The sequence below is a fragment of the Pantoea nemavictus genome (assembly GCF_037479095.1).
GTDB lineage: Bacteria > Pseudomonadota > Gammaproteobacteria > Enterobacterales > Enterobacteriaceae > Pantoea > Pantoea nemavictus.
Map to the genome: position 1 here is coordinate 2,190,050 of NZ_JBBGZW010000001.1, position 25,130 is coordinate 2,215,179.

The following is a 25,130-nucleotide window of genomic DNA, read 5'->3' on the forward strand; positions in this document are numbered from 1 at the left end:
ATAAATCAAAGGGGAAGAGAAATCGTCCCCTTTTGTTTTAAAGCCATTGTTGATTTGTAATGTGGAATATTGCGTCCTGTGAATGATGCAAAATACGCAGAACTATCACCTTATTGGGCTCGGCTCGATAAAAAATCACGTGCTCACGATGTGGTAGTGCAAAAACTCGCTCTCCCAAATCGATACGTCTGCGACCTAATTCATGCTCAGAGAGTTGGTTGTAACGTAGATAAATTTTATGTGTATAAACCTCGGTTTTCTCAAGCCCAAAGTTGGCATATCCATATAACCAGATTGCTGCCAGATCTGTTTCAGCTTCCGGCATTACCCTTATCGTCCTTTTCATCTATGCCCACCCTGGCTCTCATTTTTTTAAGGAAAGCATCGATATCCAAGTCGATAGGATCACCACTATCTAAGCCTTCCTGTATCAGCTTCTTTAACTTTTCATGTTTGCTTGACGCCTGCTTCTCTCGTAGCAAGCGCAGCGAGTCGCGCACCACTTCGCTTTGCGTACGGTAGTCGCCGGACTCAACCAGAGATTCAACAAACTCGCGCAGTTCATCGCCTAAATCGATCGTCATGGTACGTGCCATCATCGTTATCCAATGTAAGAGTATTTCTTACATTTTGGCACTTTTTTGCACAACTGGGAATGCGCGTTGCAGCGCAGTTACAGCGAGAACTGCGAGGCAACGCGAGAGATTTTAAGCAGAAGAGGCGGGGAACAGGCGCGCGTCGCGCAGCAGATGATCGTTGCCACGACGCCGGGTGAAGCCGCTGCGGTCAAAGAATTCGAGAATTTGTACCGCCACTTTACGCCCGGTACCGAGCTGGTTGCGGAAATCGGCGGCGCTGGTGCTGCCACCTTGCGTGGCACGCTGACGAATCAGATCGGCAAAGATCTGGATCTGGTCGCTGCGATAGTAGCGATCGCGCACGATCGCCGTAATGTGCCCGAGGCGGGCAGCGGTCAGCAGCAGCGAGCGGATTGCCTGCTCATCGTGCTGTAACGTCAGCGCGATATCGCGCACCCACAACGGCTGGTCGCTAAACAGCGGGCCAACCTGCTGCCACAGTGTTGCTTCCTGCGGGTTAAAGCGCGGTTCGAAATCGGGCAGATGCAGCCAACCCTGGCGCTGTTGCAGGTCTCCTTGTGTCAGCAGCTGATCAATCAGCGCTAGCACCCATTCAGCAGGCTGGTGCGGCAGTGCCACGCGGCGCAGGCGATCGTGCCCGATGCCCGGCACTTCAGGATGCTGCTGATGAAAATGCGCCAGCGACGCCAGCAGCGTCTGCTGCCACGCTGCGGCCTGTTCGGCACTCATGAGCGCGTTGCCGAGCTGCACTGGTGCAATCTTTGCGATTAATGCGTTCAGTGCGGGAGCGGTGAGCTGGCGTGCCCAGCCTAGCTCAGCCGATTCGGTCGGTTGATACGCCAGATGCGCGCGCAGGCTGGTGCCATCATCTTCCGTTGCGGCCAGTTGTTGCAGCCAGGCAAGGTAATCCGCCTGACGTTTGCCGCGCTTTTTGCTGTTAAGCAGCACCACGCGCGCGCCGCCCAGGGTTTGCTGGGCGTTGCTGTCGCGGATAATCAGCCGATCGTTCTCCGCCAGCCACAGCGGCTCATTCAGCACCACTTCCGCTATGTCATCGGCCAGCAGCGTGACGCGTCCGGTGACATGGCTGGCGGCGTGATGGAGATGAATCGGCTGCGAGGTGTTTTTCAATGGCTGTAGCAAGCGCAGCGCCACGGTTAATCGCGTGGAGCCTGGCGGTGGTTGTTGCGCCAGCAGCCAGTCACCGCGCGCAATCTGCGCTTTCTCGACGTCACCGACGATATTCAACGCGATGCGTTCACCGGCCTGCGCCCGCGTCACCGATTGGTTCTGCGCATGCAGCGCGCGCACGCGCAGCGGCAGATTCAGGCTGCTAAGCCACAGCGTGTCACCGACGTTGACTTCCCCCGACAGCGCGGTGCCGGTCACCACTAAACCGGTGCCTTTTAATGTGAAGGCGCGATCGATAGCGAGGCGAAAACGGTAGCGGTCGTCGAACACAGGTTCAGCCAGCGTGCTGAGATGCTGGCGCAACGCGTCGATGCCCTGTTGCGTGTGGCTGCTGGTGACAAACTGCGGCACCGCGAGCCAGCCAAGCTGTTGCGTGAGCTGCGCCACCTGCTGCTGCACTTCGGCGATGCGCGCCTGATCCGCGCGATCCGCTTTGGTCAGCGCCACGCTCAGCGGCGGCTGTCCAGCCAGGCTGAGCAGTTGCAGGTGTTCACGGGTTTGCGGCATCACGCCATCGTCGCAGGCCACCACTAATAGCGCGTGATGAATGCCGCCGATGCCCGCCAGCATATTGGCGAGGAATTTTTCATGGCCCGGCACATCAATAAAGCCGAGCACGCGCCCATCCGGCTGCGGCCAATAGGCGTAGCCGAGATCGATGGTCATACCACGCCGTTTCTCTTCTGGCAGACGATCGGCATCGACGCCGGTTAGCGCCTGCAAGAGCGCGGTTTTGCCGTGATCGACATGTCCAGCGGTGGCAATAATCATGGTACTAAGGCCTGAATCAGGGCGGCTTCATCATCGAGGCAACGCAAATCGAGCCACAGTTTGCCTTCCTGAATACGACCAATCACCGGACGCGGCAGGCTGCGCCAGCGTTGTGACAAATGGGTGAGTTGGCTGCCGCGTCCCTCGCGTGGCGTAAAGGTGATGGCGAAGCTGGGGAGGCGCTCAACCGGCAGCGATCCGCTACCGATTTGTGATGAACAGGGCGCTATTGCCAGTGAAAACTGCTGGTTATAAGCGTGTTCCAGTGCTGGCATCAGGCGCTCGGCCTGCTGCAGAATATCGTGCGCAGAACGCGTCAGCAGACGCAGCGTGGGTAACGCTTCACGCAAGGTTTCCGGCTGGCGATAGAGCTGTAATGTGGCTTCCAGCGCGGCGAGCGTCATTTTGTCGACGCGCAGCGCACGTTTCAGCGGATGCGACTGTAGCTGGTCAATCAGCGCCTGTTTGCCGACGATAATCCCGGCCTGTGGACCACCCAGCAGCTTATCGCCGGAAAAACTCACCAAACTTACACCGGCAGCAATCAGTTGCTGCGGCATTGGCTCTGCGGGCAGGCCAAATTCGGTCATATCTATGAGCGAACCGCTGCCAAGATCGGTGATCACCGGCAATTGATACGCATCTCCCAGTTCAGCCAACTGCGCTTCAGTTACCGCATGAGTAAAGCCCTGAATTAGATAGTTGCTAGTATGCACCTTCATCAACAGGCCGCTATTTTCGCCGATCGCGGCGCGATAATCCTTCAGATGAGTGCGATTGGTGGTGCCCACCTCGACTAATTTGCAGCCTGCCTGGCGCATCACGTCAGGAATACGGAAGGCGCCGCCAATCTCAACGAGTTCGCCGCGCGAGACAATCACTTCACGGCCCGGCGCTAAGGCCGCCAGCATCAATAAAACCGCCGCCGCGTTGTTATTGACGATGCATGCCGCTTCCGCGCCGGTTAACTCGCACAGTAACGCGCTGACCGCACGATCGCGATGGCCGCGAGCGGCGTCATCCAGCGCATATTCCAGCGTCACCGGCTGGCGCAAGCAGTTAACCACCGCGTCGATGGCGCGATCGCTGAGTTGCGCCCGGCCGAGATTGGTGTGCAGCACGGTGCCGGTGAGATTGAACACCGGACGCAGCGCACTTTGCTGCTGGTGCTGAGAGCGCCGCAATGCTTCGTCCGGCCAGCTGGCGTGCCAGGCGGGTAACGTTTGCTGCTGCTGAATGTGTTCACGCGCTTCCTGCTGCATAGCACGCAGTTGACGGGTGGCAAAGGCAGTACCGAGATCGGCAACCAGCGGCTGCAATGCGGGATCACGCAGCAGGCTATCAATAGCAGGTAATTGACTATAAAGGTTTTTCATCAAGTGACTTAGCGAGTGGGCGGAACGGTGCGGGCAAAACTCTCCCGTTCAAACAGGGTTTGCGCCAGCTTCACCAGCGCCGGGCGATTCACGCACCAGTTTGGCAGCACGCGGCGGAAGTTGAGGTAGCCAATCATGCAGCCGGTGGCGATATCCGCCAGATTTAACGTACCGCTATTAAGCAGTTCGCCCTGTGCGGCGGCGGTTTCCAGCGCATCAAGGCCGCGCTGGATTTTGTCACGATTGCGTAGCAGTACCTCTTCCGATTGCTGATCGCCAGGACGCATTTGCTCGCGCACGATCATCACCGCTGCGTCATTGATGCCGTCGGCCAATTTTTCCAGCTGACGGATTTGTAAGGCGCGCAAGGCATCAGTGGGCAGTAACGCTGGCGCATCGCCACGCAGTTCAATCACCTGCGCAATGATGGAGGAGTCGAACCAGGTGAGCTGATTGTCATCAATCAACGCCGGGACTTTACCCAGCGGATTGTATTGCGGCACGTGACTGTCATCGGTCCACGGTGACTGGTTGATGAATTCGAAGACCAGGCCTTTTTCCAGCAAAATCACTGAAATTTTGCGCACAAAAGGGCTGGTGTAGCTGCCAATCAGTTTCATCGTTCGCCTCCGTGTTGAATGAATTCATGAGAAGGCCGCCATGAATGACGACCCTACAAACGGAACGTTTAATCGCCGGGAAACATAAACGGATTCAAACTGCTGCGTGCGAATCCTTCCTGCTCCATGCGGGCATCCAGCACCAGCGACGCCAAATCATCAGCGACCGGCTCCACGGCGGGATCCTTCTCCTGATACAGCATCTTCAGGTAGGTGCCGCAGTCGCCGCAGCTTTCTGCTTTCACCGCCGCTTTTTCACTGTCCAGCGACCAGTAATGCAGATCGCCTGTTTGTTCGCAGTTGGAGCACTTGCTGCGCACCACATACCATTCGCTTTCACACAGATTGCAGTGCAAGTAGCGCAAGCCCTGCTGGCCAACGCTCATGTGCACCACGCTGGTGACCGGTACGCTGGCGCACACCGGGCAGAACTGGCGATGCTCGCCATACTCCGCACGCGCTTTGCCGGGAATCAACGCCGCCATCTGCGCCCAGTAAATCGATAATGCCGCCCAGATAAACGGCGATTTGTCGCTGCTGACCTGCGCAAAATCGCCCTCCAGCAGCGCGTGCGCCAGACTTTCCAGTTCGCTGGTGGAGGCTTTCTCCAGATTCTCAAGCACCGCCAGCGCCTGGCCGCTCATTTCGGGCTTTAGCTCGGCAATCAGTGAATGCAGCAGACGTTGCCAGTGCGCATCGCGCGGATAGGTGTGAATATCGAGTGGCGGTTTGCCCTGTTCGGCGCTCTGCACCAGCCGCTGCTGCAGATCAAGCTGCAGCGGATGGTCATACAGCACGATCTCCTGCGCTTCGGCGATCACCGCGGCAAAGCGCAGGTAATCACCCAGCGGATTCTTCGCGGCCAAATCGCGCAAACGCGCCGCTCGGCGGCTATACAGATTTTTCAGCCGGGGGAAAAGTAACGGCGGAACCTGCTCCGCCGTGTGCTTTTCGCCTTTCTCCAGCTGGTCCTGCGGGATGATGCGAATACTCATCAGGGACGTTTTTCCTGTTGTGTTTGGCGTTGGCGCTGCTCGCGATACCAGCGTGGATGATGTTTCTTCGCCCACGCGGCCGGAACCCAGCCCTCAACCATGGCGGTAATGGTGCCTTTCACCCACAACGCAGCGTAGATGTGCACCATAATCACCATGATCAGCGCCACAGCTGAGACCGAATGCACCACTAGCGCGATGCGAATCAGCGGAATGGTAAAGGCCCCGGCAAAGTACGGGCGCCAGATAACAATTCCGCTCACCAGCAGCAAGACTAAGCTGATGATAGCAGCCCAGAACACACACTTCTGCCCGAAGTTGTATTTGCCGGTATCGCCGACCTCTTCGTTTTGTACGATTTTGTGAATGTTTTTCGCCCACACCAAGTCTTCACGATTAATCAGATTATGTTTCCAATAACGTAAGAACATGATGATAAAGGCGGCAAACATCACCACACCGACAAACGGATGCAGGATGCGCGCCAGCTGCGGCGTGCCAAGGATGTGCATCAGCCAGTTAAACGAAGGGAAGAAGAAACCCAGTCCGCTTAACGAGGCCAGGACAAAACAGAACGCCACAATCCAGTGATTGATGCGTTCCGGTGCGCTGTAGCGCACCAGACGATCGCGTTTTTTCATTATTCGCGCTCCTCTTTTTCGTGCAGGTTCTCGTCTTCATCCTCTTCCACGCGGTTTGGACCTACGCCGACGTAGTGGAACACCGAGGCAGCGAAAGTGGCGGCGAAGCCGATGGCCGCCAGCGGTTTCCAGATACCTTTCCAGAAAGTCACCGCTGGGCTGATACTCGGGTTCTCCGGCAAACCGTGATAGAGCTGCGGTTTATCGGCATGGTGCAGCACGTACATCACGTGCGTGCCGCCCACGCCTGCTGGATCGTACAAGCCCGCATTGGCATAACCGCGCGTATTAAGCTCGGCTACGCGTTCTCCCGCCAGCGCCTGCATATCGCTTTTACTGCCGAAGTGAATCGCACCGGTCGGGCAGGTTTTCACGCATGCCGGTTCCTGGCCCACATTGACGCGATCAACGCACAGCGTGCATTTATACACGCGGTTGTCGTCTTTATTCATACGTGGCACGTCGAATGGACAGCCAGCAATGCAGTAGCCGCAGCCAATGCACTGTTCCGACTGAAAATCGACGATGCCGTTGGCGTACTGAATGATCGCACCTTCAGATGGACAGGCTTTCAGGCAGCCGGGATCGGCGCAGTGCATGCAGCCATCCTTGCGGATCAGCCACTCTAACTTGCCGTTCTCCTCCACTTCTGAGAAGCGCATCACCGTCCAGGATTTGGCGGTTAAATCGGCGGGGTTGTCGTACACCCCAACGTTATGTCCCACCTCATCGCGGATGTCATTCCACTCCGAACACGCCACCTGACAGGCCTTGCAGCCGATGCAGGTGGTCACGTCGATCAGTTTCGCCACTTCCTGCTGATGGTTACGCGCCTGCGGGGCAGGCGTGAGTCCATTGGTCGCGGAGCGGCGGATAATGTCTTGAGATTGATAAGCCATATTCGTTCTCCTTACACCTTCTCGACGTTGACCAGGAACGCCTTAAATTCCGGCGTCTGCGTGTTGGCATCACCGACAAATGGCGTCAGGGTGTTGGCGATAAAGCCTTTTTTCGCCACGCCCTGATAACCCCAGTGAATCGGAATGCCGATGGTATCGACGATTTTGCCGTCAACGTTCAGTGGACGGATGCGTTTGGTGACCACCGCTTTGGCTTTGATATAGCCGCGATTGGAGCTCACTTTCACCGTATCGCCCTGCGCGATGCCGAGCTTGTTGGCCAGCTTCTCGCCGATCTCAATAAACTGTTCCGGCTGCGCGATGGCGTTGAGCCGCGCGTGTTTGGTCCAGTAATGGAAATGCTCGGTGAGACGATAGGTGGTGCCGACATACGGGAACTGCTCCGCCTGGCCCATCGACGCCAAATCGTCCTTGAACACGCGCGCCGCTGGATTGGACACCACGTTCGGGTGCAGCGGGTTGGTGCCAATCGGCGTTTCAAACGGCTCGTAGTGCTCAGGGAACGGACCTTCGGCCATTTTGTCGAGCGCAAACAGGCGGCCGAGACCTTCCGGCTGCATGATGAACGGCCCGACATCGCTGCCTGGCGCGGCGGCACTGTAATCCGGCACATCCATGCCGCCCCATTTGCTGCCATCCCACTTCAGGATCTGGCGTTTCGCATCCCACGGATTGCCTTGCGGGTCCGCCGAGGCGCGGTTGTAGAGGATGCGGCGATTGAGCGGCCACGCCCAGCTCCAGTTCAGCGTATTGCCAAGTCCGGTTGGGTCAGTGTTGTCACGGCGCGCCATTTGGTTGCCATCCGGCGTCCAGCTACCGGCGAAAATCCAGCAACCGCTGCTGGTGCTGCCGTCATCTTTCAGATGGGCAAAGGTGCTGAGCTGTTGGCCCTTCTTCACCAGCAGCGTGCCTTTGTCATCGAACACGTCGGCCAGCGCTTTGCCGTTGTTCTCCATCGCCACTTCTTCCGGCGCAGGATTGTCCGGCGTTTTGTAGTTCCAGCTCATGTTCAGCACCTGCTCTGGCAGCGCACCGCCTTCGCGCGCATACATTTCACGCAGACGCAGGTAGATCCCCGAGAGGATTTCGCCATCATTCAGCGCTTCGCCCGGCGCATCCTGGCCTTTCCAGTGCCACTGCAGCCAGCGGCCGGAGTTAACGATCGACCCGTTCTCTTCGGCGAAGCAGGTGGACGGCAGGCGGAACACTTCAGTTTGAATCTGCGACGGATCGACATCGTTGAACTCGTCGTGATTCTCCCAGAAGGTGGCGGTTTCGGTGTTGAGCGGGTCGATGGTGACCAGGAATTTCAGCTTCGATAGCGAAGCGATCACTTTGCGCTTGTTCGGGAACGACGCCACCGGGTTAAAGCCCTGGCACAGATAGCCGTTGACCTTGCCTTGCGACATCATCTCGAAGTACTGCAGCACGTCGTAACCTTTATCCCACTTCGGCAACCAGTCGAAGCCCCAGCTGTTTTCCGCCTGGGCTTTATCGCCGAAGAAGGCTTTCATCTGGCTGACAAAGAATTTCGGGTAGTTGCTCCAGTAGTTCACCTGATCCGGCAGCAGCGCTTTTGGCGTATTGGCAGCCAGATAGGTTTGCAGGTCGGCTTGTTTCTCCGACGGCAAGGTCATGTAACCCGGCAGGCTTTGCGACAGCAGGCCAAGATCGGTCAGTCCCTGAATGTTGGAGTGGCCGCGCAGCGCATTGATGCCGCCGCCAATCATGCCCATGTTGCCGAGCAGCAGCTGAATCATCGCCATGGTGCGGATGTTCTGCGCGCCTACCGAGTGTTGCGTCCAGCCGAGCGCATACAGGAACGAGGTGGTGCGGTCGCGCGCGCTGGTTTCGCCAATCAGTTCGCAAACGTGCAGGAAGTCCGCTTTTGGCGTACCGCAGATACGTTCGACAATCTCCGGCGTATAGCGGCTGACATGCTGCTTAAGCAGGTTCCACACGCAGCGTGGATGGGTGAGCGTGGTATCGCGCTTAGCGAAGCCGTCATCGCCCAGTTCGTAGTTCCAGCTGGTTTTGTCGTATTTGCGATTCTCTTCGTCGTAGCCGCTGAACAAGCCATCTTCAAAATGATAATCCTCACGCACGATCAGGCTGGCATTGGTATACGCCTGCACATATTCATGCTGGATTTTGTCATTTTGCAGCAGCCACAGCAGTACGCCCGACAGGAAGGTGATGTCGGTGCCCGAGCGAATCGGGGTATAGAAATCAGCGACCGATGCCGTACGCGTAAAGCGCGGATCGATAACGATCAGTTTGGCTTTGTTGTGAATCTTGGCTTCCATTGCCCAACGGAAACCGACAGGATGCGCTTCAGCCGCGTTCCCGCCCATCACAACGATCAGATTGGCATTACGGATGTCGACCCAGTGATTGGTCATCGCACCGCGACCAAATGTTGGAGCAAGACTTGCTACCGTTGGTCCGTGTCAAACGCGTGCCTGGTTGTCGACCGCTAACATGCCGAGCGATCGGGTAAATTTCTGGGTTAAATAGCCGGTTTCATTGCTGGATGCCGAAGCACACAACATACCGGTTGAGAGCCAACGGTTTACCGTCACGCCCGCGGCGTTCTGCGCGACAAAGTTTGCATCGCGGTCGGCTTTCATCAGTTTTGCGATGCGATCAAACGCATCGTCCCAGCTAATGCGCTGCCATTTATTTGAGCCTGGCGCGCGATATTCCGGGAATTGCAGACGGCTGTCGCTGTGGACAAAGTCGAGCAGGCCAGCGCCTTTTGGGCACAATGCGCCGCGACTCACCGGATGGTCCGGATCCCCTTCAATATGGAAAATGGTCTCTTTGGCGTTTTTCGCGCCGTCACCAAGGCTGTACATTAACAAGCCACAGCCGACTGAACAGTAAGTGCAGGTATTACGGGTTTCGCGGGCACGCAGCAGTTTGTACTGTCGTGTTTCCGCCAATGCCACTTCCGGCGCAAAGCCGAGCAGTGCTGCCGTTGTCCCTGCCATACCGCCAGCACATACTTTGAAGAATTTTCTTCGGCTGACATTCATGGATTATCATCCCTCTATATTCTTGCGATGTATGGGGCAAGAATGACCCGACTAAACTTGTGACAATAGCGGCCAAATATTACCACAGCTTTAATGTGGTTGTTGCGCGAGACGAAAAAAGTGAAAGCTAATCAGCCAGAATGTAACGAGAGTGTGAATAAGATCTCAGGTGCGGTGCAATCGCAGGTGTGGCAACGCCGTACTATCGACGACGCGGAAAGTGACTGGCTGGCGCAGGAAGTGCCGATCGCGCTGGTGTATAACGGTATCTCGCACGTGGTGATGATGGCGACGCCCAACGATCTCGAAGCGTTTGCGCTGGGGTTTTCTTTATCTGAAGGGATAATCGATAAGCCCAACGAGATTTTCGGCATGGATGTGGTGCCAGGTTGCGATGGCATTGAAGTGCAGATTGAGCTCTCCAGCCGCCGCTTTATGGCGCTGAAAGAGCAGCGCCGTGCGATGGCCGGTCGTACCGGCTGCGGCGTGTGTGGCGTGGAGCAACTCGATCAAATCGGCAAGCCGCTGCAGCCGCTGCCGTTCACGCAAACTTTTGATTTGGGCAATCTTGATAAGGGCCTGGCGCAGCTGCGCGACTATCAACCGATCGGCAACCTCACCGGCTGTACGCACGCGGCGGCATGGATGTCGCCGCAGGGTGAGCTGCAGGGCGGCTACGAAGATGTTGGCCGCCACGTGGCGCTGGATAAACTGCTCGGCAATCGTAGCCAACAGCCGTGGCAGCAGGGCGCGGTGCTGGTTTCCAGCCGCGCTAGCTATGAGATGGTGCAGAAATCCGCCATGTGCGGCGTGGAGATTCTGTTTGCGGTTTCGGCTGCGACCCAACTCGCCGTTGAGGTGGCTGAGCGTTGCAATTTAACCTTGGTTGGCTTCAGTAAACCGGGACGCGCCACGGTGTATAGCCATCCGCAGCGTCTGCGTTAAACCACCTGCACCTGCGGCAGTACCTGTTGCAGCGCTGCCAGCGCGCCGGGTTTTGCCGGGCCGCCGTCGCAAATCAGCAGATCGACCTCTGCAATCGGTGCGTACACCGAACGGCTAATCACACCGAGCTTGCTGTGATCCGCCAGTAAAAAGGTGCGGTTCGCCTGCTGCACCATGGCGCGGGCAATCGCTGCTTCGTGGGGATGAAAACTACTGGCACCGTTTTTGGCATCGATGCCGACCGGCGAAAGCAGCGCTATATCGGCGCGATAGCGATAAATCTCGCCGATGGTCATTTCTCCGCGCGTTTGCTGTGCGCCCGCCATCATCATGCCACCCAGTAAAATAACCTGATTATTCAACGTTTCATGCTCATCCGCTGCGCTGAGCGCTAAGGCAGCCTGCAGGCTGTTGGTGATGATGGTTAAACCCGACATGCTACGCAGTGCTTCCGCCAGCATGGTGGTAGTGGTGCCGGCATCCAGGAACAGCGTTTGGCCCGGTTGCAGATGTTGCGCCGCGGCGGCGGCAATCGCGCGTTTCTCTTTCGCCTGCGCGTTGCGACGTACCTGCAGCGGTGGCTCAGGCTGGCTATCGACCGCCACCAAACCGCCATGCACACGGCGGGCAAATCCTTGCGCTTCCAGTTCAATCATGTCGCGCCGTGCGGTTTCTCGCGAAATACCGAGCTCTTTGATGATGCGTTCAGTACTGACCTGATGTTGCGTGGTCAGCAGCGCGCGAATGCGGTGTAAGCGAGTTTCCTGCAGCATGACTTTTCCCTGTGGCGTGTTCAACCTGGGCCTAAGCTTACCTGAGTGTCATTACGCCGTCATGTGTATTTGGTTGTATTTGTGTATTTGGTTGCATTTGTTATTAAAGCAGGCATGATAGGGCCAAACGGCGATTTCGCATGCACCCCTTTCACCTTCGCAACGGGAGTTACCATGGCTACACGTTCTACCATCATGGACACCAACAGTTTTCGTGCTGAGCACGCCGACGGTCTGGATGCGGCGACCCGCAAGCTAACCGATAAGCGCAGTAAAGTGTTGGGCGAGTCTTATCGCCTGTTTTATCGCAAGCCGGTGCATTTAGTGCGTGGCGAAGGGCAATATCTGTGGGATGCCGCGGGCGACAAATACCTTGATGTGTACAACAACGTGGCCAGCATTGGTCACTGCCATCCGGCGGTGATTGAGGCGGTGAATCAGCAGATGAAGATGCTGAATACCCATACGCGCTATCTGCACGAACGCATTCTCGATTACTCCGAAGAGCTGCTGGCCACCACGCCAGAGGCTATCGACCGCGCGATGTACATGTGCACCGGTTCGGAAGCCAACGATTTGGCGATCCGCGTGGCGCGCGCCTTCAGCGGCGGTACCGGCATTATCGTGTCGCAAGAGGCCTATCACGGCACCAGCGATCTCACGTCGGGCGTTTCGCCGGCGCTGGGCAGCGGACAGCCATTAGCTGCGACCACGCGCCTGGTGTCGCCGCCGGATGCTTATCGCGTTAATGCACCGGATCTCGGCGAATGGTTTGCCAATGAAATCCAGCAGCAGATCGACGATATGAAAGCGCACGGCATCAAGTTTGCTGGCTTCCTCGCAGATTCCATCTTCTCTTCCGATGGCGTGCTGCCGAACCCGCGCGGTTTCCTGCAGAAAGCCGTCGATGTGGTACATGCCAACGGCGGGATTTTCATCGCCGATGAAGTGCAGCCCGGTTTTGGTCGTACTGGCGATGCGTTCTGGGGCTTTGCACGTCACGGCGTGGTGCCCGATGTGATCACCACCGGCAAACCAATGGGCAACGGCATTCCGGTGTCGGGCCTGCTGGCGAAAAGTGATGTGCTGGCCGCGTTTAGCGATGAAATTCCTTACTTCAACACCTTTGGCGGTAATCCAGTAGCGATGGCCGCAGCGCAGGCGGTGTTAACGGTGATTAAAGAAGAGGGCTTGCAGGAGCACAGCCGCGTAGTCGGGGCTAAGCTGCTGAGCGAATTACAGAAACTGATGGATCGTCATGAATCAATTGGCGACGTGCGCGGCGCCGGGCTGTTTATTGGTTTCGAACTGGTGCAAGACCGCGCCAGCAAAACGCCGGATAAAGCGCTGGCGCTGGATTTGATTGAGAAACTGCGTGAGCACCGCGTGCTGACGTCAGTTGCAGGCCCTTACGGCAACGTGCTGAAGCTGCGTCCGCCATTGGCGTTCCAGGAAGCGGATATCGACTGGCTGGTGGGTGCGCTGGATAAGTCGCTGAGTGAGCTGGGGCGATAGCTGAGCATAGATTGCGCACATTTTTGTAGCGGCGCGATTTATCGCGCAATAAATTGCGCCGCTACGTTATGTGCTTGTATTTAAGCAGCGGTTTCTGCGGCGAAAATGCTCTCCATCTTCTGCCATGCCTGCGCTACATCGTCATCCAGATTAAATAATCCAGACGTCCCCACGATAAACACATCTACGCCCGATGCCGCAATCTGCCTGAAGGTGCGCGCATTGCATGAACCATCAATTTCGGTCAGATAGTGGTAACCGTGCTCTGCACGCATCGCGATCAGCTGGCGAATTTTATTTAAGGTTTCTGGAATAAATTGCTGCCCGGCAAAACCGGGGTCCACCGACATCACCGTCACTTTATCCAGCAGATGGGCATATTCACGAATACTTTCCGCCGGCGTGGCCGGATTTAATACTACGCCGCAGCGACGACCGGCTTCTTTAATCTGCGTTAGCAGGCGAAATATTTTATTGTTGGCGGTTTCTGGATGGAAGCTGATAATGTCTGCGCCCGCCTCAATGCACATCGGAATAATATCTTCCGGATGATTCACCATTAAATGCACGTCAATCGGCACATCGGTAATTTTACGCAGGTTCTCAATGAAGAAGGGCGACAGGGTAATATTCTTGACGTAGCTGCCATCCATAATATCGACATGATAAAACGCAGCGGTGCTATTCATCGCTTCAACCTGTTCGCGGAAGCGGGTGAGATCCATACACATTAATGACGGCGAAAACTTTGCTCTCATAACTTTTCCTCATTACAAAAACAGCGCCCGCAGGCGCTGTTGATGACATCAATGGAAGAACGAAATAATGTGGCCGAGCACGATACCGACAATGCCGAAGTCCGCATCACCGAAGGTGGTAGAGGCGAAGCCGAGGTCGCCCATCAGCGGCAGCAGAATCGCTGGCAGGAAGGAGATCAGCAGGCCTTGCACAAAGGCGCCGATCACCGCACCACGACGTCCGCCGGTAATGTTGCCGTAGACGCCAGCGGTAGCACCGCAGAAGAAGTGCGGCACCAGGCCGGGAACGATCACGCTCAGACCAAACAGCGGGCACAGGAACATGCTGATCAAACCGGCGGAGAAGCTCGACAGGAATCCGATGATCACCGCGTTCGGTGCGAACGGGAACACGGTTGGGCAATCCAGCGCCGGTTTGGCGTTGGGCACCAGCTTATCGGCGATGCCTTTAAAGGCCGGCACGATTTCCGCAATCACCATGCGTACACCGGCCAGGATAATGTAAACGCCCGCCGCAAAGGTAATTGACTGGATAATGGCGAACACAATGTAGTTCTGGCCGCCACTGATGCTTTCGGTAAACGCTTTACCCGCCACCAACACCAGCGCGATGAACAGAATCATCATGGTCAGCGAAATCGCTACCGAGGAGTCGCGCAGGAAGTTGAGGGTTTTCGGCACCTTCAGCTCTTCAATCGACGGGCTGCCTTTACCGACCACTTTACCCACCAACGCGGAGAGCAGATAACCGGTGGAGCCGAAGTGGCCAAGCGCCAGATCGTCAGAGTTGGTGATTTTGCGGGTGAACGGCTGCAGAATCGCCGGGCACACCACCATCATGGTGCCGAGAATCAGTGAACCGATTACCACCAGCCAGAAGCCGTGCACGCCGCCTACCGACAGAATCACCGCCAGCATCGCCGACATATACAGCGTGTGGTGGCCGGTGAGGAAGATGTATTTCAGCGGCGTGATACGCGCCAGCAGAATATTCACCAGCATGCCGAACACCATGATCATCGCAGTTTCGGTGCCGTAGCTTTTCTGCGCCAGCGCCGCCATCGCATCGGTATTGGGCACGACACCCTGAATATTAAACGAGTGCTCAAACAGCTGGCTGAAGATGGTCAGCGTGGCCGCAATTAAATTGGCCCCGGCGATGAGAATAACAAAACCCATGATGGTTTTAAGCGTGCCGGAAATAACATCAGAGACCGGTTTCTTTTGCAGTAATAAACCAAACAGGGAAAAAAGGCCGACAAGTATAGCGGGTGTTCCAAGAACATCCTTAATTATAAATTGCAGCATAACTTACTCCGTGGTGAGCATACCCTTGATACTTCCAGCTACAGATGCGTTGGCTGCATATTTTCACCTCAGTCACTTACTTAAGTAAGCTCCCGAGGATTTACAGCCTTGCCACTTTCTGCGCCTCGAATGACTTTGGGTTTTAAATATTGTCAGCCAGAATTTCTTTGATTTTTGCGTTATCCAGCAAATTAGTCAGGCCAACCACTTTCGCACTGTGCCCGGATAATTGATCGGCAATATCTTTCGCGGCAATAATTAAATCAGCATGTTCAGATTTAGCTGAGGTTAAATCGGTGTGGCCAACTTCAGCTTCTTTACCTAATTCCGCCACAATCTTCTTCACATTCATTTCAACAATGAAGCTGCTACCTAAACCATTGCCACACACAATCAGGACTTTTTTCATCGTAGGGTTCTCTGGTGATTAACTTTGAATGACAGCTTCAATCGCTGGCAGGGTAGAAGCCGACAGCAGTTGCTGCAGGCGGGATTCGTCACTGAATACGTCCGCTAATGCGGTGATCATCTGAATATGATCGTCGCCAGATACCGCACACAGCATGATGACGACATAAACCGGGTCGTTTTCATCAGCCTGAAAACTCACGCCATTTTTCACGTGCAGCAGCGACAGGCCGTTTTTGCGCGCCCCCTGTTCCGGGCGGGCATGCGGCATTGCCAGACCCGGAGCCAGCACGTAATAAGGACCAAGCTCTGCGTGCGAGGTGAAGATGGCATCGAGGTAAGCCGGGCTAATCGCCCCTTCGGCCAGCAAGGGCTCTGCCGATAAACGCACGGCTTCCTGCCAGTCACTGACTTGCTCGACTACACGAATATGTTGTGGGGTTAGCCATTGGGTGAGCATCAGAAATTCCTATTTATTCGTCGATGGAGTGCAATGTAGGTTATTTTATCGCCCGTTTTCTGTGATGATTGTCGCAAAAGTTAGCGCTAACACGGTTATTGTTAAAAAACGTGTTATCGCTAACATTTCCTTGCTGTGCGTTTGTCTTGGTTGCAAGCAACTGACATGCTCAACCATTCTGAAAAGATCTATGGGTAGGGGATGCCCGAATCTGTGGTTTTACACATGGCGCGTTAACAGATTTGGTTTTAAGCTGCGTCCTGGCAAAAAGCATAAGTAATAAATAATGCCGTTCATACTTCGAGACGCAGCCAACGCACCTGCAGTTTGAATGATGAAGGGCAGACATAGGAGCAGGAATGGCAGAGAAGCGACGGCGCAGTACCGGCAAAAGTACCCTGGCCGATGTTGCCCGTTTGGTGGGCGTCAGCACCATGACCGCGTCGCGCGCGCTGCGCATGCCGGAGAAGGTTTCGCCTGAAATTCGCGCCAAAATTGATGCTGCGGTTATTGAGTTGTCGTATGTGCCAAACGTGCAGGCCAGTAATCTGGCGTCGGCGACATCACGCCTGATCACCATGGTGGTGCCTTCATTTGCCACGCCGGGCAGTGCGATTGTGTCGGAGGCGCTGCAAGAGGTACTGCGACCGCAGGGTTACAACATGATGCTGGCGGAAGCCAATCATTCGGCCGCCGAAGAGAGCCAGCTGATCGAAATGCTGCTTTCTTATAATCCGGCGGCGATGGTGCATTTCAATTTCGATAACGCGGCGGAAGCGCATCGTCTGCTGAGCAATTCCGGCCTGCCGGTAATGGATATTGGCGGCGTACATCAGGATTCGGCAGGCATTAGCATTGGAGTCGATTACGCCAAAGCCATCCGCCAGCTGGTGCAAAGCCTGGTAGAGCGCGGCTACCGTAATCCTGGTTTGCTGTGCACCCAAAGTAACAACACCATCTTTCGTCAGCTGCTGAATGGTTGGCACAGCGGCATGTTGGCAATGAATCAGGCGCCGCACCGCGTGGTGACGTCACCGAGGATGCCGACTTTTGCCGCAGGTCATAATCTGCTGGCGGAGATTCGCCTGACCTGGCCGGAACTGGATGTGCTGATTTGCACCAGCGATGAAGTGGCCTGCGGCGCGATCATGGCGTGCCATGCGGCGGGGATCGCCATTCCTAGCCAGTTGGCGATTGCCAGCATCGGTGGCGGCCCATTAGCCGCAGTGTGTTCACCGCCGCTGACCAGCATTGTGCTGCCGTATGAAGAGATGGGGCGCATGGCGGGCAAACGTCTGCTGGCTGCGCTCAGGGGTGATGAACCGCCGGCCATCAATGAGCTACCGGTGCAGCTCAAACTGCGCGCCAGCACCCACAAGGTGTAGCGCGATGTGCGCACCTTTTCCCAGATTCATCAAATCCTTATCAATTCTAAGGCATTGATAACCCTTTTACGGATCATGTTTTTAACTATAATGATCCGACTGCTTACGCGGCACACCCAGTGAGGTGGTGCTGCAAAACACTAAATGGAGAAGATGAACATGAGTTATTCACTGCCATCCCTGCCGTATGCATACGACGCACTGGAACCGCACTTCGACAAGCAGACGATGGAAATCCATCACACTAAACACCACCAGACCTACGTTAACAACGCTAACGCCGCGCTGGAAGGTACCGAATTCGCAAACCTGCCGGTAGAAGAGCTGATCACCAAACTGGATCAGCTGCCAGCAGACAAAAAAGGTCCACTGCGTAACAACGCAGGCGGCCACGCCAACCACAGCTTCTTCTGGAAAGGCCTGAAGCTGGGCACCTCGCTGCAGGGCGACCTGAAAGCGGCCATCGAAAAAGATTTCGGTAGCGTTGAAGCTTTCCAGGCTGAGTTTGAGAAAGCTGCCACCACTCGTTTCGGCTCTGGCTGGGCGTGGCTGGTGAAAAAAGGCGACAAACTGGCTGTGGTTTCAACCGCAAACCAGGACAGCCCGCTGATGGGTGAAGCTGTTGCAGGCGTTTCAGGCTTCCCGATTATCGGTCTGGACGTTTGGGAACACGCTTACTACCTGAAGTATCAGAACAAACGTCCTGATTACATCAAAGCTTTCTGGAACGTGGTGAACTGGGACGAAGCAGCAGCGCGTTTCGCTTCTGCTAAGTAAGCTCAGGCAAAAGTCCACAACCTGGCTAACCGGTGACTTGCTCACCGGTTTTTTTTCGCCTTTATAAACCCTGGCTAAACGACCAGAATATTTTTGGGCATGATGATTACGCAGCGAAAGCTATTAACTTTCCGTTGATAATTTGGGGCATATAGTAGCGCTAATTTGTCTCGCATAGCCTAAATAACCATGTCTACTATCACGACTTCTGTGACGAATAATGATTCGTCTGCGCCACTGTTTTTGCCATTAATAAGCGGAAAGTTCAGACCAAATAAGTTATGGAATAGCGGGAGATTTCGCGCGAAATTTGCCTTAAGGTCGCTGATATTTCCGGTTACTACCTTTAATTATCTGCAGCAGTTAGCGCAATTGTCTGCGCTGCCGCAGCTGTTAACCATTCAGGGTTTACTGCCAGCAAAACCGCATCGCCCCTACCTGCGTGCAGGCTTCAGCGTGGCACAGCGCGCGCAGGCGATCATCGATCACTACACCTTGATGGACCGGCTGGATAGTGCGGCTTTGCGCCACTTATTGCAGAGTCCGGGCGATAATCTGCTGGCTATTTTGAGCGGCAAAAATGATGAGTCATTTGTCATTCACTGCTGTCCAGGCCGTTTTGACCGTGAAGGCGAAATTACTCTGGAATTGCATTATGAAGCGCAGTTAATTGCTTCACTTTCCTTTTCGATTATTCAGGAACAGCAGAAACGCACGTTATTAATTGGTGGATTGCAGGGGCCGCGTAAACATATTTCCAACGATGTGATTCGCGATGCCACGAAAGCCGCACATGGCATATTCCCGAAACGTCTGTTAATGGAAGCGGTATTTAATCTGGCGCAACTGTGTGGCGTGGAGGCGATAACCGCCGTTGGCGATACCACGCACGTATTCCGCAGCCTGCGCTATCGTCACAGCAAAAGTGACAAGTTTTTTGCCAGCTACAGCGAATTCTGGTTGTCGTTAGGGGGCATGGCGCGTGCTGATGAGCTGTTTGCGTTGCCGTTACGCGCGGAGCGTAAAGATTTGGAAGAGATTGCCAGCAAGAAGCGCGCCGAATATCGCCGTCGCTATGCCTTGCTGGACAGTCTGAATGAACAAGTTCATCAGGCGGCGGGCATCATACGCGACGTCTCACACGCCGCGTAACCCAGGATCAGAACGGCTGCTTCGCGTAGCCGGTCATCACTTTCAGTCCCATCTCACGTCCGAGCGCGGTCATTGGGTGCACCACAACCAGGCCGCGCACGCTTTTCTTGAATGCGCCCATGTTGGCCTGTTCTTTCTTGGTAATTTCGCGGCTAAAGCCCAGCTTCTGTAACTGTTGCGCTTCTTTGCTCAGCTTTTCGGTGCGCACACCGCGCAGGCGCTCAATTTCCAGCTCCAGCTTCTCTTTTTCACGCAGCAGTTCACCGAGCTTTTCGGCATCGCCAGACGCTAATAACGGCGCTTCTTTGCGGTTGAGTGCATCTAGCTGATCGCTGAGAAGTTTGATCTCGGCTTTTTCTTGTTCTTTCATTGGGGGAAAACTCGTTAAGGAAAACAGGCAAAGGATACACAAATCTACGCCGTTTTGCAGCGTAGCGCGTCCAACAAAACCCGCTTTGGCAATCGTAGGGTGCGCATTGATGCGCACCTGGCTACCAGGACGGAGAAACTATACCGCCGGTTTTTTAAACACCTGCTTGTGCGCAATGCGGGAAATCAGTTCGGTGAGTGACAGCACCATGGTTGAGCGCACCATCTGCAGATAACGCTGCTGCTGCATTGATCTGAGTTGTTCGTCATCGCGGTTGAAATCTGGCTGCGGCGGCCAGGCAACCACACAGTGCAGTTCGCCAAAAGGCCCGAGAATTTCATCGTCGGTAAAACGATAGTCGCTGACGTCATGATTCAGCTCCTCGCGTAGCGCCAGTAGCAGTTCACAATCTTCATACTCGTGCCGATTAATGACGCCAAGGCCGTAAATCAGCTTGAGGCGTACGGAGAGTTCGCCCAGCGGGCCATCACCAAGCAGCAGCGGTTCGACCGCGTATTTGACCGCGTAATCGTCCTTGCGAAACACTTGCAGCACCAGCAGGTTAACCGCTTCGGTCAGCAATTCAACGGCGGCGATCAGGAAGCTTCTCACCGAACGACCGGCGTTCAGGCGCTCAAGCACCCGGTTTTCAAAAGCCTGCTTCTCTTCCATTATTGCCTGCATCGTTCAGCTACCGCCAACGGGCACAAAAGCGTGCCCGAGTTAACCACTAAAGGGCGCGCATTATGCCATAGCGTTGTAAGCGCTCACCACTGAGGTGACCACTTCGCTATCGGCATCCAGACCGGAAATCTCGGCCAGTGTCGCCTGCGGACCTTTTTCTGCCAGTAAAGCAACCAGCTCCTGCGCTTGCGGATCGGCTTCGCTGCGATAGTGCATCGCGGCGGCAATGCCCTGTACCAGATTGTCGTGAGGCAGCTGATATTCCAGCGTGCCCAGCGTAGGTTTGATCAGGCGATCGCCCGCACTCAGCTTACGCAGCGGCTGACGGCCAACGCGCTCGACATCATCTTTCAGGTATGGGTTTTCGAAACGGCTAAGGATCTTCTGGATATAAGCCGCATGTTTATCGGCTTCAAAACCATAGCGCTTGATCAGCACCGCGCCGCTCTCCTGCATGGCGCCTTGCACGACAGCACGGACTTTCTCATCCAGAATCGCGTCACGAATGGTCGCGTGACCGGCGAGTTGGCCGAGATAAGCGGTGATCGCGTGGCCGGTGTTGAGGGTAAACAGCTTGCGCTCAACAAATGCCATCAGGTTGTCGGTCAGCTCCATACCTGGGATATTCGGCAATTCGCCTTTGAACTGGGTTTTATCGACAATCCACTCGCTGAACGTTTCAACGGTGACTTCCAGCGGATCGGTAGTGCCGGCTTCTGATGGCGGTACGATGCGGTCTACCGCAGAATCGACGAAACCAACGTGTGCTTCAACCCACGCGTGATATTGCTCAGGCAGCGCGTTAAGTACATGCTGCTTCAGTTGGCTGGTGCCGCGCACCATATTTTCACAGGCGATGATATTCAGTGGACGGACATTACCGCTGTCGCTGCGTTTGGCCAGGCCTTTAGCCACGCCACCCGCGATGCGCTCCAGAATCTGCGGGCCTACCGCGGTAGTCACGATATCCACCTCAGCGATCAGCGTAACGATGTCATCGCTGGTGCTGTTAACGGCGCTTACGCCTGTTACGATTTCAACTTTCGCCTGCTCGCCAACTACATGAACCGGATACTCATGACGGGCGTTAAGGGCATCAAGTACCACCTGATTGACGTCAGCAAACACCAGCTCGATGCCGGCATCCGCCAGTAACTTACCGATAAAACCGCGACCGATGTTACCTGCTCCAAAATGTAACGCTTTCATAAATTTGACCCATATCAAATGACGAAAGGGCGGGCAAGTCCGCCCCGGAAGTGTGGGACGGGCTTACCCGCCCCAGGGAAGGTAAAACCTGTATTACGCTTTGACGGTACTGCCGGAAAGCAGATCCAACACGTCCTGCACGCTGGTGGTGTTTGCCAACTTCTCAATCACGCTGTCATCGTCCAGTGCGTTGGTCAGGCTGGTAATCACCTGAATGTGCTCATTGTTACGAGCGGCGATACCGATCACCAGACGCGCTACATCTTCTGGCTCATCACCAAACTGCACGCCTGCCGGATACTGACAGAACACCACGCCGGTTTTCAGCACGCGGTCTTTCGCTTCCACGGTACCGTGCGGCACAGCGATCGATTCACCCAGGTAAGTTGGGGTCAGCTTCTCGCGTTCCAGCATCGCTTCAACATATTCCGGCTGGACGTAGCCGCCTTTCACCAACTGCTCACCGGCAAAGCGAATCGCCTGCTCTTTGTGCGTGGCGCTCAGGCCGAGGAACACGTTATCTGCGCCCAGTTTGAACAGGTGCGCGTTGCCTTCGTCGTAGCTGTCCGCCAGCGTGGTCTGCACAGTTTCACGATGTGCTTCACTGCGATTGGCGGCAACCAGGCGTTCCGTCAGGTTGCTGTACAGCGCGCTATCGAGAAAGTTGTTCAGCGAAATATGCTGTGCCTGCGGTGCCTGGCGCATCGCACGTTCCGTCAGATCGCGGTGGGTAATCACCAAATCGACATCGCCCGGCAGCGAGTTAATCGCACTGTTGGTGACGGAGATATTGCTCAGACCTGCGTCCTGCACTTTCTTACGCAGCACGCCAGCACCCATCGCGCTTGAACCCATACCGGCGTCACAGGCAACGATGATTTTACGCACGTGGTTCAGATCAACGCTCATTGCATCGCCAGCCACCGGTGAACCGGCAACGGCCTGACCTTTTGACTGCGCTTTCATATCTTTCATGCGCTGGGTTGCGGCTTCGATATCGTCATCATCTTTTACTTTGCTGGTTTTCAGCAGAATTGAAGAGACCACGAAGGAGACCGCAAATGCCGCGATGATTGCCGCGATGTTAGCGAAGTAGGCACCTTTTGGTGTCATCGCCAGCACTGCCAGGATGGAACCTGGAGAAGCAGGCGAAACCAGACCGCCGTTCAGCAGCGTCAGGGTGAACACGCCAGTCATACCACCAAGAATGACCGCCAGCAGCAGACGCGGCGCCATCAGCACATATGGGAAGTAAATTTCGTGAATACCACCAAGGAAGTGGATGATCGCTGCACCGCCTGCAGATTGTTTGGCGCTACCGCGACCAAAAATCATATAGGCAACCAGCACGCCCATACCCGGACCTGGGTTAGCTTCAATCAGGAAGAAGATTGACTTGCCAGCTTCGCTCGCCTGCTGAATGCCCAGCGGTGAGAAGATACCGTGGTTGATGGCGTTATTGAGGAACAGGATTTTCGCCGGTTCAACAAAGATGGAGGTCAGCGGCAGCAGGTTGTTCTGCACCATCAGATTCACGCCAGCGGCGAGAATGTGTGATAAACCTTCAACCAGTGGACCGATCGCCAGGAACGCCAGCAGCGCCAACAGCATACCGATGATACCGGCCGAGAAGTTGTTGACCAGCATCTCGAAGCCGCTTTTGATCTTGCCGTCTACCACGCGGTCAAAGGATTTGATCGCCCAGCCGCCCAGCGGACCGGCAATCATTGAGCCGAGGAACATCGGCATATCGGCACCGACGATCACGCCCATGGTGGTGATTGCACCCACCACGCCACCGCGATCGCCGCCTACCAGACGTCCACCGGTGAAACCAATCAGCAGTGGCAGCAGGTAAGTGATCATTGGGCCGACGAGTTTCGCCAGCGTTTCGTTTGGAATCCATCCGGTTGGGATGAACAGCGCAGTGATGATACCCCAGGCGATAAACGCACCGATGTTAGGCATCACCATATTACTCAGAAAGCGACCAAAGCTCTGAACCTTGACCTTTACTGATGAGGACATAAACCCACCCCTTATTGAGACGCGCTGCAATAAGAGAGCGCGTTTGTTTTTGTTTGAACGTTACGGCGGGGGCCGTGGCATTACTGTATGCACGCGGACTCTAGCACTAGTTTATTACGCTGCGTAGAGCACCCACTAAGTGTGATGCAGATCACGCTTATTTGGGGGGTTAGGGGGGCAATAAGGTGACTCTGATCACAAAAAAGGGTTGTAAGAAAACAACGCTGATGAAATTTTAGACAAAACAAGCGGTTGAATGTGACTCAAATCACCTTTTAGGGTGAGCGCTTTGTTGTGTAAGTGTGATGAAGATCACAAACTATTTATGGTCAAAAATGCGCCAGATCACACAATGCTGCAGCAGAAAGCCCAGCTGTAAGTAAGTGACGAAATTCTGAAAAGAGGATGAACGGAAGAGGACGCTAAGAAGGGCGGTATAGTAGGGTCGCCTTGATGGCGACCACTAGCAAATGACACCGTTGTATTACAAGCCGCCTTGCACCGCATTTTGCGCTTGTGTCAGCGCCTGCGCGTTACTGGAAAGATTGCTCATCAGCGTATTGTACTGTGTTGCCTGCTCCTGAGTGGGGAACTGCACGCCGTTGTCATTAAAGCTCACGCGTGCGCCTTGTGATTGCAGATAATCACCGGTTTGTACCGCGGCCTGGCTCAACGCCTGCAGTTGCGGCAGCAACGGAATCAGCGTACTGGCTGGCTGCGTGACCACTTTGGTAAAGGCAGCATCGTAGACTTTCTTCAGATCGTCCGGCTGCTTCAGGGTGGCTTTGCTGCTATCCGCTTGCATTTTGGCGCTCTGGATTTGCTGCGTCAGCACACTCAGATTGCCGCTGGCCTGACGCAAGCTGTCGCGGCGGGTCAGATAATCCTGCGGGACACGAATCGCCGCCAGCTCATCAACCACAGGACGCATGCCTTGCTCAATCGCCTGATTAGTCTGCTGCGAGAAGCCGTAAAGAATGGCGTAGTCGCTGGCATAGTTGCCGAATGTCTGCTTCTGGTTTTCACTCAGGCTAGGCAGATGTTCGCCGCTACGCATCACGGTGTTCTGAAGAAAATCGGTGAACGCTTTACGCTGATCGCCTTCTTTGTCGCCACAGGCCGTAAGTTGCATCACGACCAATGCGCTGACCATCAGCATGCCGGTACGCATCCAGATGCGGGATAATCCTGACGCCATAATTCAACT

Annotated in this window: 24 protein-coding genes; 5 read left to right on the top strand and 19 right to left on the bottom strand. The window is 55.3% G+C overall.

Annotation, left to right across the window (positions count from 1 at the left end; translation table 11 throughout):
* Positions 1–37 precede the first annotated feature (37 nt).
* From WH298_RS10055 to fdnG, 9 genes are all read right to left on the bottom strand, one after another.
* Positions 38–325 (bottom strand): type II toxin-antitoxin system RelE/ParE family toxin, encoded by a 288-nt coding sequence (locus tag WH298_RS10055; protein WP_238344426.1) that lies wholly within the window; start codon positions 323–325, stop codon positions 38–40.
* Complete coding sequence (locus WH298_RS10060) at positions 312–596, bottom strand: type II toxin-antitoxin system ParD family antitoxin (protein WP_180822780.1); 285 nt, start codon at positions 594–596, stop codon at positions 312–314. Before WH298_RS10060 ends, WH298_RS10055 begins: the two co-directional genes overlap by 14 nt.
* A gap of 111 nt (positions 597–707) precedes the next feature.
* Complete coding sequence (selB, locus tag WH298_RS10065) at positions 708–2,561, bottom strand: selenocysteine-specific translation elongation factor (protein ID WP_180822781.1); 1,854 nt, start codon at positions 2,559–2,561, stop codon at positions 708–710.
* Complete coding sequence (gene selA, locus WH298_RS10070; protein WP_180822782.1) at positions 2,558–3,937, bottom strand: L-seryl-tRNA(Sec) selenium transferase; 1,380 nt, start codon at positions 3,935–3,937, stop codon at positions 2,558–2,560. Before selA ends, selB begins: the two co-directional genes overlap by 4 nt.
* A gap of 8 nt (positions 3,938–3,945) precedes the next feature.
* Positions 3,946–4,557 (bottom strand): glutathione S-transferase, encoded by a 612-nt coding sequence (locus WH298_RS10075; RefSeq protein ID WP_007893420.1) that lies wholly within the window; start codon positions 4,555–4,557, stop codon positions 3,946–3,948.
* A 68-nt stretch (positions 4,558–4,625) separates the two neighbouring features.
* The gene (gene fdhE, locus WH298_RS10080; protein ID WP_007893419.1) at positions 4,626–5,552 is read right to left on the bottom strand and encodes a formate dehydrogenase accessory protein FdhE; all 927 of its coding nucleotides are present in this window, start codon (positions 5,550–5,552) and stop codon (positions 4,626–4,628) included.
* Positions 5,552–6,193 carry a formate dehydrogenase cytochrome b556 subunit gene (gene fdoI / locus WH298_RS10085; RefSeq protein WP_180822783.1) on the bottom strand — a complete coding sequence of 214 codons (642 nt, stop codon included), beginning with the start codon at positions 6,191–6,193 and terminating at the stop codon, positions 5,552–5,554. Before fdoI ends, fdhE begins: the two co-directional genes overlap by 1 nt.
* A complete protein-coding gene (gene fdxH / locus WH298_RS10090) occupies positions 6,193–7,092 on the bottom strand; it encodes a formate dehydrogenase subunit beta (protein ID WP_007893414.1) in 900 nt (299 codons plus the stop codon). The genes fdoI and fdxH overlap by 1 nt, the downstream gene beginning before the upstream one ends.
* 11 nt (positions 7,093–7,103) lie before the next feature.
* Complete coding sequence (gene fdnG / locus WH298_RS10095) at positions 7,104–10,151, bottom strand: formate dehydrogenase-N subunit alpha (RefSeq protein ID WP_152929137.1); 3,048 nt, start codon at positions 10,149–10,151, stop codon at positions 7,104–7,106.
* A gap of 120 nt (positions 10,152–10,271) precedes the next feature.
* Here fdnG and fdhD point away from each other — a divergent pair, with 120 nt between their 5' ends.
* Positions 10,272–11,096, top strand: coding sequence for a formate dehydrogenase accessory sulfurtransferase FdhD (gene fdhD, locus WH298_RS10100; RefSeq protein WP_422616039.1), 825 nt, complete (start codon positions 10,272–10,274; stop codon positions 11,094–11,096).
* Here the strand turns inward: fdhD and WH298_RS10105 are convergent.
* Positions 11,093–11,869 (bottom strand): DeoR/GlpR family DNA-binding transcription regulator, encoded by a 777-nt coding sequence (locus tag WH298_RS10105; RefSeq protein WP_180822785.1) that lies wholly within the window; start codon positions 11,867–11,869, stop codon positions 11,093–11,095. The genes fdhD and WH298_RS10105 overlap by 4 nt on opposite strands.
* A 174-nt stretch (positions 11,870–12,043) precedes the next feature.
* Between WH298_RS10105 and WH298_RS10110 the strand changes: the two genes are divergently transcribed.
* A complete protein-coding gene (locus tag WH298_RS10110) occupies positions 12,044–13,384 on the top strand; it encodes an aspartate aminotransferase family protein (RefSeq protein WP_180822786.1) in 1,341 nt (446 codons plus the stop codon).
* A gap of 80 nt (positions 13,385–13,464) precedes the next feature.
* On the opposite strand, the gene alsE is transcribed toward WH298_RS10110, so the two are convergent.
* The 4 genes from alsE to WH298_RS10130 form a co-directional block, all read right to left on the bottom strand.
* On the bottom strand, positions 13,465–14,142 hold the full coding sequence (gene alsE, locus WH298_RS10115) for a D-allulose 6-phosphate 3-epimerase (protein ID WP_180822787.1): 678 nt from the start codon (positions 14,140–14,142) through the stop codon (positions 13,465–13,467).
* Between the two features lie 48 nt (positions 14,143–14,190).
* Positions 14,191–15,450 (bottom strand): PTS ascorbate transporter subunit IIC, encoded by a 1,260-nt coding sequence (locus WH298_RS10120; protein WP_007893395.1) that lies wholly within the window; start codon positions 15,448–15,450, stop codon positions 14,191–14,193.
* Positions 15,451–15,592: 142 nt separating this feature from the next.
* Positions 15,593–15,859 (bottom strand): PTS sugar transporter subunit IIB, encoded by a 267-nt coding sequence (locus WH298_RS10125; RefSeq protein WP_007893392.1) that lies wholly within the window; start codon positions 15,857–15,859, stop codon positions 15,593–15,595.
* Positions 15,860–15,877: 18 nt separating this feature from the next.
* Positions 15,878–16,318, bottom strand: a complete 441-nt coding sequence (locus WH298_RS10130) for a PTS sugar transporter subunit IIA (RefSeq protein WP_180822788.1) — start codon at positions 16,316–16,318, stop codon at positions 15,878–15,880.
* Positions 16,319–16,677: 359 nt separating this feature from the next.
* On the opposite strand from WH298_RS10130, the gene WH298_RS10135 reads away from it, so the two are divergent.
* The 3 genes from WH298_RS10135 to WH298_RS10145 all read left to right on the top strand — a co-directional run bounded on the left by WH298_RS10135 (position 16,678) and on the right by WH298_RS10145 (position 19,632).
* Entirely contained in the window at positions 16,678–17,703 is a 1,026-nt protein-coding gene (locus tag WH298_RS10135) for a LacI family DNA-binding transcriptional regulator (protein WP_007893387.1), read from the top strand.
* 159 nt (positions 17,704–17,862) lie between these two features.
* Complete coding sequence (gene sodA / locus WH298_RS10140) at positions 17,863–18,480, top strand: superoxide dismutase [Mn] (RefSeq protein WP_007893384.1); 618 nt, start codon at positions 17,863–17,865, stop codon at positions 18,478–18,480.
* A 189-nt stretch (positions 18,481–18,669) separates the two neighbouring features.
* Complete coding sequence (locus WH298_RS10145) at positions 18,670–19,632, top strand: VirK/YbjX family protein (protein ID WP_180822789.1); 963 nt, start codon at positions 18,670–18,672, stop codon at positions 19,630–19,632.
* A gap of 7 nt (positions 19,633–19,639) precedes the next feature.
* Here the strand turns inward: WH298_RS10145 and WH298_RS10150 are convergent, their stop codons facing one another.
* The 5 genes from WH298_RS10150 to WH298_RS10170 form a co-directional block, all read right to left on the bottom strand.
* Entirely contained in the window at positions 19,640–20,002 is a 363-nt protein-coding gene (locus WH298_RS10150; RefSeq protein ID WP_007893377.1) for a YibL family ribosome-associated protein, read from the bottom strand.
* 138 nt (positions 20,003–20,140) lie between these two features.
* Positions 20,141–20,686, bottom strand: a complete 546-nt coding sequence (gene mtlR / locus WH298_RS10155; protein ID WP_180822790.1) for a mannitol operon repressor MtlR — start codon at positions 20,684–20,686, stop codon at positions 20,141–20,143.
* A 60-nt stretch (positions 20,687–20,746) separates the two neighbouring features.
* Positions 20,747–21,895 carry a mannitol-1-phosphate 5-dehydrogenase gene (gene mtlD, locus WH298_RS10160; RefSeq protein ID WP_180822791.1) on the bottom strand — a complete coding sequence of 383 codons (1,149 nt, stop codon included), beginning with the start codon at positions 21,893–21,895 and terminating at the stop codon, positions 20,747–20,749.
* A gap of 93 nt (positions 21,896–21,988) precedes the next feature.
* Positions 21,989–23,923, bottom strand: coding sequence for a PTS mannitol transporter subunit IICBA (locus WH298_RS10165; RefSeq protein ID WP_180822792.1), 1,935 nt, complete (start codon positions 23,921–23,923; stop codon positions 21,989–21,991).
* A gap of 484 nt (positions 23,924–24,407) precedes the next feature.
* Positions 24,408–25,121, bottom strand: coding sequence for a DUF3053 domain-containing protein (locus WH298_RS10170; protein ID WP_007893367.1), 714 nt, complete (start codon positions 25,119–25,121; stop codon positions 24,408–24,410).
* Positions 25,122–25,130: the final 9 nt, after the last annotated feature.